Origin of the sequence: Hwangdonia lutea, assembly GCF_032814565.1 — a bacterium.
GTDB classification, from domain to species: Bacteria; Bacteroidota; Bacteroidia; order Flavobacteriales; family Flavobacteriaceae; genus Hwangdonia; species Hwangdonia lutea.
This window is the reverse complement of the sequence record NZ_CP136521.1, coordinates 136535-149776: the sequence shown is the minus strand read 5'-3', so window position 1 is coordinate 149776 and position 13242 is coordinate 136535. Positions and strand designations below refer to the sequence as shown.

11 protein-coding genes are annotated in these 13242 nt (G+C 35.2%); 1 reads left to right on the top strand and 10 read right to left on the bottom strand.

What is annotated here, in order from left to right:
• Positions 1-108: 108 nt before the first annotated feature.
• Positions 109-609, top strand: a complete 501-nt coding sequence (locus tag RNZ46_RS00710; RefSeq protein WP_316983479.1) for a hypothetical protein — start codon at positions 109-111, stop codon at positions 607-609.
• On the opposite strand, the gene RNZ46_RS00705 is transcribed toward RNZ46_RS00710, so the two are convergent.
• The 10 genes from RNZ46_RS00705 to RNZ46_RS00660 all read right to left on the bottom strand — a co-directional run bounded on the left by RNZ46_RS00705 (position 606) and on the right by RNZ46_RS00660 (position 13194).
• On the bottom strand, positions 606-845 hold the full coding sequence (locus RNZ46_RS00705) for a DUF6095 family protein (protein ID WP_316983478.1): 240 nt from the start codon (positions 843-845) through the stop codon (positions 606-608). The genes RNZ46_RS00710 and RNZ46_RS00705 overlap by 4 nt on opposite strands.
• Positions 832-1653 (bottom strand): N-acetylmuramic acid 6-phosphate etherase, encoded by an 822-nt coding sequence (murQ, locus tag RNZ46_RS00700; protein WP_316983477.1) that lies wholly within the window; start codon positions 1651-1653, stop codon positions 832-834. Before murQ ends, RNZ46_RS00705 begins: the two co-directional genes overlap by 14 nt.
• A 29-nt stretch (positions 1654-1682) precedes the next feature.
• Positions 1683-3143: a TolC family protein gene (locus RNZ46_RS00695; RefSeq protein ID WP_316983476.1), complete on the bottom strand. Its 1461-nt coding sequence runs from the start codon at positions 3141-3143 to the stop codon at positions 1683-1685.
• A 6-nt stretch (positions 3144-3149) separates the two neighbouring features.
• Positions 3150-4502, bottom strand: coding sequence for an ABC transporter permease (locus tag RNZ46_RS00690; RefSeq protein ID WP_316983475.1), 1353 nt, complete (start codon positions 4500-4502; stop codon positions 3150-3152).
• A 1-nt stretch (position 4503) separates the two neighbouring features.
• On the bottom strand, positions 4504-5748 hold the full coding sequence (locus tag RNZ46_RS00685; RefSeq protein ID WP_316983474.1) for an efflux RND transporter periplasmic adaptor subunit: 1245 nt from the start codon (positions 5746-5748) through the stop codon (positions 4504-4506).
• A gap of 149 nt (positions 5749-5897) precedes the next feature.
• Positions 5898-6713 carry a DUF4249 domain-containing protein gene (locus tag RNZ46_RS00680; protein WP_316983473.1) on the bottom strand — a complete coding sequence of 272 codons (816 nt, stop codon included), beginning with the start codon at positions 6711-6713 and terminating at the stop codon, positions 5898-5900.
• A 4-nt stretch (positions 6714-6717) separates the two neighbouring features.
• Complete coding sequence (locus RNZ46_RS00675; RefSeq protein WP_316983472.1) at positions 6718-9093, bottom strand: TonB-dependent receptor; 2376 nt, start codon at positions 9091-9093, stop codon at positions 6718-6720.
• A 73-nt stretch (positions 9094-9166) separates the two neighbouring features.
• Entirely contained in the window at positions 9167-11374 is a 2208-nt protein-coding gene (locus tag RNZ46_RS00670) for an NADP-dependent isocitrate dehydrogenase (protein WP_316983471.1), read from the bottom strand.
• Positions 11375-12223: 849 nt separating this feature from the next.
• On the bottom strand, positions 12224-12574 hold the full coding sequence (gene rplS / locus RNZ46_RS00665) for a 50S ribosomal protein L19 (protein WP_316983470.1): 351 nt from the start codon (positions 12572-12574) through the stop codon (positions 12224-12226).
• Positions 12575-12777: 203 nt separating this feature from the next.
• Positions 12778-13194 (bottom strand): thiol-disulfide oxidoreductase DCC family protein, encoded by a 417-nt coding sequence (locus RNZ46_RS00660; protein WP_316985011.1) that lies wholly within the window; start codon positions 13192-13194, stop codon positions 12778-12780.
• Positions 13195-13242: the final 48 nt, after the last annotated feature.

The window sequence follows — 13242 nt, the reverse complement described above, 5'->3', positions numbered from 1 at the left end:
GCTTTATAAAGTTGATTTTTGTTTTTAAAACCGTGCTGTAAGTATCTTACAAATTAAAGACTAAGCATAAGAGTTTTTAAGTTAAAATATTTTATTACATTAGTTTATATGGACATTATTATTGAATCGACTTTAAAAACATTACAAAAATCGAAAAAATTACTTGATAATCTGCAGGACGATACATTGTGCAATGCATCTTTAGCGCCGTATTATTCAAGTATTGGCACTCATATTAGGCATATTTTAGATTTTTATGACTGTATATTCAATTTGGATTCTGATAATATAATCGATTTAACGGCGAGACGTAGGAGTAAAGAGGTAGAATGTAAATGCGATTGCGCATTAGTTTATCTCAATGAAATTATTGATACATTGAATAACACCAAGTTTAATATGAACGAAACCGTAATAGTGATTGATGATTTAGGCTTAGGAAAAATTGAAATAAAATATACTTTAGGAGCTGTTTTTGCACAGGCCAATAGCCATACCATACATCATTTCGCTATTATAAACTATATATTAGAAGGATTGAAAATTCCTTTTAGCGATGCCGATTTTGGTGTTAACCCAACAACGCCTAAGCTTACAAATTTAAATTAAGAGTTGTTTTTTTTAAACATACTATCCAATACCGTGTTAATGCCTTTGAAAGCAAAAAATATGGCTAAGGCACAAATTACCCCACCGATAATTAATATAGGAATATAAAGTGGCTTTTCTTTATTGGTAAGTGCGATGTGCAAAAGTATGGGACCCAAAAACATACAACCTAAGGCAATCCCCATTTTTTTTAAACCTTTAACCAGTACGTTTTTATCTGTCTTATGGGTTTCCATCAGAGTAATTTTTAACCGCCAAACGTACACTACCAAATTTATCCAATAGTTGTTTGGCTGTTTCTTCGGATACATTAATTTCGTTCATTATCATTCTTACGCCTCTGTCAACAAGCTTGTTATTGCTTAATTGCATGTCAACCATTTTGTTGCCTTTTACATGCCCGAGCAATACCATGGTTGTTGTTGTTATGGTATTTAAAACCAATTTTTGTGCGGTGCCAGCTTTCATTCTTGAGCTTCCTGTTACAAACTCCGGCCCAACAATAACCTCAATGGGATATTTTGAGGCCGCGGCCAAAGGACTGTTTAAATTACAGGTAATACATCCTGTAATAATATTGTTTTTGTTGCAAGTTTCTAAAGCTGAAATAACATAAGGTGTGGTTCCCGAAGCTGCAATACCAACAACTACATCTTTATCGCTAACATTATAATGCTGTAAATCTTGCCAACCTAATTCTGTAGAATCTTCTGCAAATTCCACGGCGTTTCTTATGGCGGTATCGCCACCGGCAATAATGCCAATAACCAAATCAGGAGAAACGCCAAATGTTGGTGGACATTCAGAAGCATCTAGAATACCCAAACGTCCGCTTGTCCCAGCCCCGATATAAAATAACCGACCGCCATTTTTTAACTTCGGAACAATTTGTTCTATAAGTGCCTCTATTTGTGGCAGCGATTTCGCAACTGCAAGTGGCACGGTTTTGTCTTCGTTATTTATGTTGGTAATCAGTTCTTTAACACTCATCTTTTCCAGATGATTGTAGTTTGAATCTTGTTCGGTTGTTCTAGTAAAACTCATAATTCAAAAATATGAATTATTAGCGAGTTTTAATCATAAAGAACATCTTCAACTTCAATTTTTTTATTATTTATAAAATCAAATAGTGTAAGTTGCCTTAAAATGTAATAATCCCTCCAGAATTTTTCGAGCGAGTTTAAATATTGCAATACGGCCTTGTCCCTTTCCTCTAAGGCAATATTTAAATTTGTAATATCCACTTTGTTTAGTACATACCTTTTTTTAGAAATTTCGTACCGCTTCATGGATATTTCTTTTGCTTTTTCAGCGGTGAATAGAAAATCTCTTTGATTGGACCAGTTTAGGACATGTAAGTATATTTCTTGTTCAAATTCTTGTTTGTCCTGGTTTATATTATTGTTGGTTAAATCTAAATTAGCTTCAGCCATTTTACGTCTGGATTTAGATACGCCCCAATCGAATATGGGGATGCCAACAGACACCGTTACGTTTTGTTGCTTGTTGAAGTTGTTGAATAAATTGTTAAAATCCTCACCGTTTTGCGATATTCCAAAATTAGCTCTAACAGCTAATTGCAGTCTGTTATTTCCTTTTTGAAAGGCAACTTGTTTTTCGGCCTCTAAACGTTTTCTTCTAAATTCGATAACCGCTTTCCGGTTAGACTGTGCCTCACTTAATGCTTTCTCAGTATCCACATCAAAAAGGGGAAGTTGTTCAGGAATGTCTAAGGTTAAGTCTTCCGTTTCCAGTTCTAAGTAGCGTGCTAAATTTTGTGAGGCTCTTTTTAATTCGACCGTATTTGTAGTGACCCTATTTTTGGAATTTAAGTACCTTAATTCCATTTGTAAAAGTTCATTCTCGGCAATTTTACCAACACTATACCTACCTTTTGCTATTTGTAATAAGGTGTCTTGATTTTTCAGGTTGGTTTCTGAAATAGCCAATTGCATTTGAGCTTTTAGCAAATCGAAATAACGATTGGAGGTGCTTACTGAAATCTGCTCCATATTTTCAATAAAATCTCTTTTGGACTCCTCGTAAATTAAGGGTTCAATTTTTTTATCCCATTTGAATTCATTGAATAATATTGAATTTTGAAAATAATTAATAGAAAACGGAATAACAGAATACCCAACATTATCGTCGAGACCAAATAACTCAACACGCTCCAAATTTGTGTTTACCGATAAGGTTCCCCCCGTGTACGGCACGCTTTGCGAAATTGAAAAACCACCGTCTATAAGTAATTGATTTTGGGTTACAAAAACATCTTGTCCGGCATCATTAGTTATTCTACGCACCGCATTTCGGTATTCGGGTAGGGTAGCGGTAAGCCTCAATTCTGGTAGAAAACTAGCTTTATAGCGTCTGTAACGCCAGTAATTGGATTGGTTTCTGTTTAAATTGATTTTATAATCGGGCGATTTTTTTTTAGCGATTTCAATCGCTTCTTTAAGCGTGAGTTTTTTTGACTGCGCATTATTGAATAACGGAAAAACAACAATAATAATTAGGAGTATTTTTTTCATATTTTATTATTCGGTTCTTAAAGCTTGAATAGGTTTTTTATTAGCGGCCGCTTTTGCTGGAAATATTCCAAATATTAATCCCACGGCAACGGCGATAACGAAAGAAATCATAATTGAATTTATGGACAAAACCGTTTCTATTCCTGAAACTATTTCAATGATATAAGCCCCAATAATCCCCAGTATTATACCTACAATACCACCGCCAACGCTAATAAGTACCGATTCTGATAAAAACTGTAAAATAACATCTTCTTCTGTTGCTCCAATGGCTCGAATAATGCCAATTTCTTTGGTGCGTTCTAAAACTGAAGCGAGCATTATATTCATAATACCAATACCACCAATTAATAGCGATATACCTGCTATAATGATTAAAACGATATTAAATATTTGCTTTGTTTTTTGCTGTTGTTTAAGGAGGTGAATGGGGATTTCAATTTCAAAATCCAGCACATCGTTGTGCCTTCGTTTTAACATTTTACTTAAAACTTCTGCGGTTGCCTTAAGCTCGTTTGAATTTGAAACTTGAACCGTTAGCTTATCTATTTGATGATAATTGCCCCTAGGGATTCTCTTTTTTGGACCATTTTGGTTTCTGTTTCTGGCGCCTATTTTATCACTAATTATTTTACGGTCTTTATAACGTACTAAAAAGGTGTTTATGGGTATGTAAACATCTTCATTTAAATCTCTTATTCCTAAGTTTTCTTGGGCTTTATCAGAGATTAATTTTTCTTCAATTACACCTATTACCTTCAACCAAACATCTTTTACTTTAATTTGTTTGCCCAGGGCGCTTTCGCCCGTAAATAGTTTTTTTTCAACCTTTTTACCTATAATACAGACGGGTAATGCATTTTTAATTTGGAAGTCAGAAAAATGTTTGCCACTTTCTATATTTATGTTTGAAGATTTAAAAAAGGCCGGGGAAATTCCAACGAGTTTAACCGGGTTTTGCCTCCCATTATTAATTACATAGGTATTTAAAATGATTTCTGGGCTAACAAGCTTTATACTCGGAATGTTTCTTTGGGCACTTAATGCATCTTGAATATCCAGCCCTTTTGAAAATCGTTTTGATTCAGACTCACCCGCATTTTCATCGGATTCGTTGGCGTCTTCATCTTCCTCATCGGGAATTGGGGTTACCACAATATTGTTTACGCCTACTAATTCCAGTTGTGCCAGTATCTCTTTTTCTGCCCCATTTCCTATGGCTAGCATGGTAATTACCGATGCTACACCAAATATGATTCCCAGCGCTGTTAAAAAGGTTCTAACCTTATTCGTTTTAATAAACCAAAATGCTTCAGTAAAATTAGATTTTAGTTTTTCTAAAAGTAGTTTGTCTATCATATTATTTCAATAGCGTTATACTTTTATTATCTAAATCTATGGGTCTATTTAAATAAACAATATCATTTTCCTTTAATCCTTTTTGAATAATGACAACCTCGTTATTAGAAGGCCCCAACTCGACTTGCTTTTTGTCAATGGCCAATCCTGATTTTACATAGGTATAACTAATAGAATCTTTAGCAAAAACGGCTTCTAACGGAATCATTAAAACATCCTCCTTTTTGTTAATCAGTATTTTGTTGGATGTTGTCATGCCGGGTCTTATATTCTCATTGGTTTCATTTAGTTTTATTAAAACCTGAAAAAGTTTAATGTCGGAGCCTGCTTTAGTCTCGCCCACATTAGCCACGTCGGTTACAATGCCATCAAGCTCAATATCCGGGAAAGCATCAAAACCTACTTTTACAGGCAGGTCTTTTTTTATCTTTCTAATGTCAACCTCATTACTGTAAGTTCTCGACTCCATTTTTGTTAAATCGGGTAAGCTGGCAATAGCGGGCTCCCATGGGGATACCGTGGAACCTACTTTCTTTTTGGTACCATTCCATTCCTTTACGTAAGTTACCATCCCTTCATCATCAGAATGAATGGTGAATTCTTTTTGCAATTGCATTAATTCTTCAATGCGTTTGGAAATTTTAGAAACCTCAGTGCCAACCTCAATCATTTTAGCATTGGCTTGCCTCTTTTTTATGGAATAGTCTGCTTTTTTTTCCTTTAAATCCCTAGCGGTTTTTTCAATTTTGATTTCTAAGGATCTGATGGTTGCTGGCGGCTCATAAATAGAACGCTCTAATTCTAAACTATCTTCTTCAATATTAAATAGCAAATCTTTAATGGAATTGCGTTCTTGTTTTAGGGTAAGCGTGGTATCCAGTTGTTGCTGTGTGAATCTTGATTGGGCTTTATCCAAATTTAGTTGGGCATCGAGTATTTTTCCGTTAAGTTCCGATACGTCTAGTTTGCCAATATAATCTCCCTTTTTTACAATGGTACCTTCGGGAACTAAATCTTGTATTTTAATATTAAAAATACCAAATCTCCTAGCATTGGTAGGGCCATTAATTTTTTTTGAACTTGTAGATTGCGCTTCGCCGGAAATAAAAACTTCATTTAAAAAAGTTCCTTTTGTTACCTTGGCAGTAAGTGAAGCATCTTTGTCGGCACTGGAATTAAAAAACGAATAGGCAATTACAATTAAAACGATAGCCCCAATTACGTAGGCGATTCTTTTTTTAGTCATGTTTTTTTGTGTCTTGGTTGATGGTTGTTAAAAGTATATAAAAATTATTGTTGTAAGATTTTATTTTAGTTAATATCGTCTTAAATTTTTTAATTTACATCTTTTAGCATCAAAAACTAAGCCATAATAGTATATTGCAAACAAAAAGGCTACTCAACAACGTAAGAAAAAATATGTGCTTCCGAAACCCTAAAATACCCCAACGGATAGTTGTTTGGGTTGGTTACATTCACACAATTGCCTCTAACGGTTGCTGGTTGGGTTTCAAAAGGGTCGCCAGATTCGTTATCGGTTTGTTGAAGCAAAATGTTCAAATAGTTGTAAGTCCGACTGGAAATCCCATAACTTATAATTTCCAACTGGTCGCCACTTAATAGATTTTCGTCGGAATAAAAAGCAAAAATCTGATTGCCGTCTGTAAATTCATCATCGTAAACTTCAAGATTTATTGTATTTACCACTGGTTTTCTAAACTCGAATAAATAATAGTTTTCAATATTCTTTGGGTCGGTGTAAAAGGCTTTAATTTCTATTTCGTCGCCAGCAAAACCGCCATCGTTCTTTTGCTCAACAAACTCAATGGGGGTTACCGGTTTAAGGGTTTCTGTGGCACTATACGTATCGTTTTTATAAATAATATTTAGTGTGTATTCACCGTTAATTTCGGGGATAAACAAGTCGGTTTTGTAAATACCCGTAGTGCCTTCTTCAATAAAATTAAATGTATTGCTATTTGAATCGGTAACGCTTACAATGGCTCCTGTTGCAGGCGGAATATCGTCATCAAAAAAAGGTGCTGTAAGCGACAGTTTTATGTGCTGCATGTTTCCGTTGGTGCCTTTTTCCCAATTTAAAGAAGCATCAATAACCAATCTGGTTGGGGCTGTTTCCAAATCTACTTGAATAACATCTTCGCAGGACAGACTAATTGAGATAAATAGCATTATGTAAATTGATTTTTTCATAAACTTAAAGCTTAAAATTATAGGATATTGACGGAACGATGCCAAATATAGATAAACGCGTTGCTTCGTTTGACCCTGTTGTGGTGCTTTGACTAAAATTTATGGATGTAGCGTTTTTACGATTATAAATATTGTAAACCCCAAAAACCCAATGGCTTTTCCACCTTTTATTTTTATCTTGTTTTGGTTGATACTTTAACGAAACATCCAATCGGTTGTAAGCGGGCAATCTGTTTTTGTTTCGTGCACCGTAATTGGGAATATTAATGCCATTGTAAACATATTGTCCGTTTGGAAATGTTGCGGGTTGCCCGGTTTGAAATAGGAAATTTGAGTTAATTTCCCATCGGTCATTCAGTTTGTAGCTTCCCGTTAAAGAGATGTCGTGCGTTTTATCGTAAGGCGTGTTGTACCAATTTCCGTTGTTAATGCCCAATTCATTTGGTGTTCTGCCTTTTGTTTGTTGCTCGGATTTTGAAAGTGTGTAAGCCAACCAACCTTTAAACCGGCCTTTGTTTTTTCTTAATAGAAATTCCAGTCCGTAAGCTCTTGCCTTACCGTTAAGAATCACTTGCTCGATGGCGTTGTTTGCTATTAAATCGGCACCATCAATATAGTCTATCCTGTTTTTTATGGTTTTATAAAAGGTTTCAATTTCCAATGAATAGGCATCGTTTTTAAAATTTTTAAAGTATCCGAAAGCATATTGGTTTAACAATTGAGGTTTTACATATTTCCCACTGGGCGTCCAAACATCCAAAGGTGTTGGCGAGTTGGTGTTGGACAATAAATGCAAATATTGACTCATACGATTATAGCTGGCTTTTACAGAACTGTTTGAATTGATTTGATACGCTGCTGAAAACCGGGGTTCTAAATTGTAGAATTTTGCAATGACCTCAATACGTTTAAATGAGTCGGTATCGGTGGGGTTTGCCTTTTCGTAAATTTGAAAATCTTCATTAAAAACTACAGGTTGATTATTCGCATAAACATTAAGTTCGTCTTGTCCTAAACGGAAAAATGAACTCAATCTTAAACCGAATGACAACGCCAATTTATCAGACACTTTATGTTCGGCATCTAAATACAGGGCGTTTTCAAAAGCGTATTTATCGATAAGTTTAAAAGGGTTGATGCCCGAAGTCTCCACAGTAGGGTTTATTTCCCCAGGATTGAATTTGTAATAAATACTATTTAAACCGTACTGCAGTTTAAATGTATCGTTTAAATAATGTTTTAAATCGTATTTTACATTGACATTCTGAATCCCGGAAATCCAATCAAATTCAACAAAGCTGAGCTTTAAATTGTAATAATAGTCAGAGTAAATTAAAGATAAATTAGAAAATAGTTTATCTGAAAACAAATGATTCCATCTAAAATTAAATACCGAATTTCCATAGATGTTTTCAAAAGAGTCTTCTATTCTAAACACATCCCTACCAAAATAACCAGATACATAAATGTTGTTTCGGTCGTTTAACTTATAGCTTAGTTTTGTGTTTAAATCATAAAAATAAGCAATGTTATTAATATCGAAAAGCGGTAAAAACAAATGTGCATAACTCGATCTGCCACCAAAAAGAAAAGATCCTTTGTCTTTTTTAATAGGGCCCTCGGCAAGTAATCTGCTCGCCACAATACCAATACCGCCATTTAAATGAAACGCTTTGCTATTTCCTTCTTTTTGATAAATATCTAAAACCGACGACACCCGCCCACCGTAGCGCGCAGGAATACCGCCTTTGTATAAACGTAAATCCTTAATGGCATCGGGGTTAAAAACCGAAAAGAAACCAAATAGATGCGATGAGTTGTATATGATTGCCTCATCCAATAGAATCAAATTTTGATCTGCAGAACCGCCTCTCACGTTAAAACCAGATGAGGCTTCACCAGCATTGGTTACTCCTGGCAGCAAAGTAATGGCTTTAATAATATCGGCTTCGCCTAAAACGACAGGAATATTTTTTATGGTGCTTGAGGTTAAGGTGTTAACACTCATTTGCGGTTTTTTTATACTTAGTTTTTCAATGTTTTCGGTGATGATAACTTCATCTAAACTTTCGAGAGATTCAACTAAGCTTATATGCTTTGTAATGTCGCTGTTTAACGCAACGGTGTCGGTTATTGTGGTGTAACCCAAATAGCTTATAACTATTTGATATGTACCTTTTGGTAGTGTGATGGAGTAAAAACCATAGGCGTTGGTTGAGGTTCCGGTGCCTATTTCCGGAAAGATAATGTTGACACCAATAAGTGTTTCGTTGCTTTTTTCTTCTGAAATGATACCGCTTAAAGTAAACTTTTCTTGTGCATTTAGGGAGAAACTATAAAAAAATAGGGCAGTGGTTGCCCATAACACAAGGTGTTTCATAAAGCAATTTTTTTATAAAAATATAAAAAAGCCCCTAATTTTAGGGGCTTTTTACAAAATATATCCTTTTGTTTTATATGATGCTGTTAAGCGTTTTGCTTGGTCGCATTACTTGGTTTATTAATGTTTCGTCGGGCTCGTAGTAACCGCCAATGTTTGCTGGCTTGCCTTGGATTTCAATGAGTTCATTAGTAATTACGGCCTCGTTTTCTTCTAATTGTTTTGCTAATGTTGAAAACTCTTCTTTTAAAGCGTTATCATTATTCTGATTCGCCAATTCCTGTGCCCAATACAATGCCAAGTAAAAATGGCTTCCTCTATTGTCCAACTCGCCTGCTTTACGCGATGGTCCTTTTTTGTTTTCTAATAGTTTTTCGGTGGCATCATCTAAAGTCTCACTTAATATTTTAGCTTTTGCATTTTTGTTTACTTCGCTAAAATGCTCGAGTGAAACGGCAAGTGCTAAAAATTCACCTAAAGAATCCCAACGTAAGTGGTTTTCTTTTAGCAATTGTTGAACGTGTTTTGGCGCCGAACCACCCGCACCGGTTTCAAACAAGCCGCCGCCATTCATTAAAGGTACAATCGATAGCATTTTTGCACTGGTTCCAACTTCAAGAATGGGGAATAAATCGGTTAAATAATCACGTAATACATTTCCGGAAACCGAAATGGTGTCTTTACCATCCTTCAACCTTTCGCAAGTAAAAATGGTGGCATCGGTTGGTGATAAAATTCTTAAATCCAATCCGTTTGTATCATGATCCTTTAAATAGGTGTTTACTTTTTTAATAAGTTCTGCATCGTGAGCTCTGTTTTTATCCAACCAAAAAACCGCTGGAGTTTGAGATGCTCTAGCACGTGTAACAGCTAGTTTTACCCAATCCTGAATTGGAGCATCCTTAACTTGGCACATGCGCCAAATGTCTCCGGCTTCAACGGTGTGCTCTATTAAGGTTTTTCCTGAAGTATCAATAACACGTACTGTACCGTTTGTAGCGATTTCAAAAGTTTTATCGTGCGATCCGTATTCTTCGGCCTTTTGAGCCATCAATCCCACGTTTGGAACCGTTCCCATAGTTGTTGGGTCGAAAGCACCATGTTTTTTGCAAAAATCGATAGTTGCCGTGTAAATACCTGCATAACTACTATCCGGAATTACGGCTTTGGTGTCTTGTTGTTTCCCTTCGGCATTCCACATCTGACCCGACGTTCTAATCATGGCTGGCATAGAGGCATCAATAATCACGTCACTTGGAACGTGCAAATTGGTAATGCCTTTATCGCTATTTACCATGGCTAAATCTGGACCATTTGAAAAAGCTGCTTTGATATCTGCTTCTATTTCGTTTCGCTTAGCTTCGGGTAATTTTTTTAAATCGTTAAGTAAATCTCCAAAACCATTATTGACATCAACACCGATTTTTTCGAATGTTTCCCCATGTTTGGCAAAAACATCTTTAAAGAAAACACGTACTGCATGACCAAAAATAATAGGGTCTGAAACCTTCATCATAGTGGCCTTCATGTGTAGCGAAAACAATACGTTTTTTTCTTTGGCGTCGGTAACCTGTTCTTCTAAAAACTGCAATAAAGCATTTTTGCTCATCACCGAAGCATCAATAATTTCGCCTTGTAACAATGCTAAATTGTCTTTTAAAATGGTGGTGTTCCCTTTGGTATCGGTATGCTCTATTTTTACAGATGTAGCGTTTTCTAAAGTTGCGGATTTCTCGTTATGCGCAAAATCGCCATGGCTCATTGTGGCTACATGAGTTTTAGAATCGCTGGACCAAGCCCCCATGGTGTGTGGATTTTTTTTGGCGTAGTTTTTTACAGCTTTTGGCGCACGTCTATCGGAGTTTCCTTCGCGTAACACGGGATTTACCGCGCTACCTTTTATTTTGTCGTAACGTGATTTTATGTCTTTTTCCGAATCGGTTTTAGGTTCGTCCGGATAATTGGGAATACCAAACCCTTGCGATTGCAGTTCAGTGATGGCCGCTGTTAATTGCGGAATTGATGCGCTAATGTTTGGTAGTTTTATAATATTGGCTTCAGGTTTTTTGGCTAGCTTTCCTAAAAAAGCTAAATCGTCTGAAACACGTTGGTCTTCATTTAAAAAATCTGGGAAAGCTGATAAAATTCTTGCCGCTAAAGAAATATCCTTAGTTTCAATTTCAATTCCAGAGGATTTAACAAAAGTCTTTACGATGGGTAAAAAAGAACGGGTTGCTAAAGCTGGAGCTTCATCAGTTTTGGTATAGATAATTTTAGACATTCGCCATGTGATTTTAAAGATTTATTACTCGAATAATTGCTGTAGAATTAACGCTAGCGTTTTTCGCGATGCGAATATACAAAAATTGAATTTTAAAATCTTGACGAAACCAAGTAGTTTTTACGGATTTACTAGAATGATAAAAAAGGATAAAGCCTGTAAGAAATTGATAAAAAAGAAGTGCTGAAATTATTAAAAACAAAAGCCATATCACTGTAGAATTTAATCTACTCTGACATGGCTTTCTTTGAAATAACGTTACGTGATCTATTAGTATTGCTACTAAGGTGGTTTTAATTTTCATAAAACCTTTTTCAATTCAAGCACTATTATTTCAATGAAACATTCTGTGTTGTAATTTTCAAAATGTATTGACCTATTACCAAAATGTTTCAGTTAATTGTTTTTCTTGATACATTGCAGCTAGCCATTCATTTTCATGTTTGGTAAACTCCAAGCATTGCTTTAGTTATAGCGTTTTCTTTCGTTAACGGCTACTTTTTCAAGCTTTCGGCTGTACTAGATACCATCTACTTGCGCATCTGGGACTTTTTACAGCGTCATGGTTTTCTGCTCACACACGCATACACGTGGCACATCCAAACCTCAAAAAACAATTGTATATAAAGAACGTTACTCTATTTTAGACCTTAATATAAATTCGCTTTTAAACGAAATCAACCGAGGTTGCTATTAATTTCTTCTGCTAATATATAACCGTATATTAAATTACAAAAATTTTTAAGCGTTTATATATCAACCACTTATAAACATCACTTATTAACAAAAGTTAATAAAAAAAAAGCCCTGACAAATGTCAAGGCTTTATATGTTTTGGTAAAAATAGGATTAGCGTCTGCGTTCTCTAATTCTAGCTTTCTTACCTGTAAGACCTCTAAAGTAGAAGATTCTTGCTCTACGAACAGATCCACGTTTATTAACTTCAATTTTTTGTAATGCCGGTAAGTTAATTGGGAAGATACGCTCTACACCAATTGATCCTGACATTTTTCTAATTGTAAAAGTTTCTGAAGTACCAGTTCCTCTTCGTTGGATTACCGTACCTCTAAAAAACTGCGTACGTGTTTTGTTTCCCTCTTTAATTTCGTAATAAACTGTAATTGTGTCACCAGCTGCAAATTCTGGTAATTCTTTTTTTGTTACAAATTCGTCTTGAACAAATTTTACTAAAGATTCCATATCTTTATATTTAATTGATTGTTAATTCAGAACAACATTCACGATTCTCGCCAGAGGTTGACCCGAAATTGGCTGCAAAGATAATTAATAATTAATAATGCACAATTAATAATTGCATTTTTTAAGGTGTTCTTTTTAGGATAAAATTTATCGTAAATTCTTTTTATTTTATGGTAGCAAGAAAGTTAGGTTTATAAACACATTTACTCTAAAAACTTATTTTTTAATTCGGGCGTAGGAATCATGCAAGCTTCCTTTTTGCCGTACCATTTATATCTGTTTTTAGCAATGTAGTCGTAAGCCCAATTGCGAATAAAGGTTGGAACAATAAAAAAAACGCTCATTGCATTAATGGGAAACCCTAATTTTGAAGCTATTTTTAAAGCTGCCGTACTTTTATAATCAATACCTTTTTCGGGCGAGTAAAGCAATATGGAATCTGTTTTTTCCGTATCTATGTTATAAGCTTCAATTATAGCTTTTCCCGCATCGCTCTGTAAAGCGGTAAACATAAATAGATTGTTTTTGTCGTGTTTTATAACATATTGCACGCTGTTGTTGCATAGGTTGCAAACGCCATCAAAAAGAATGAGTTTTTTGTTTTTTGGAATATCTACCATAATAGTTCGCCATTGCGAGGTGGGATGACGAGACAACCTTTTAAATTA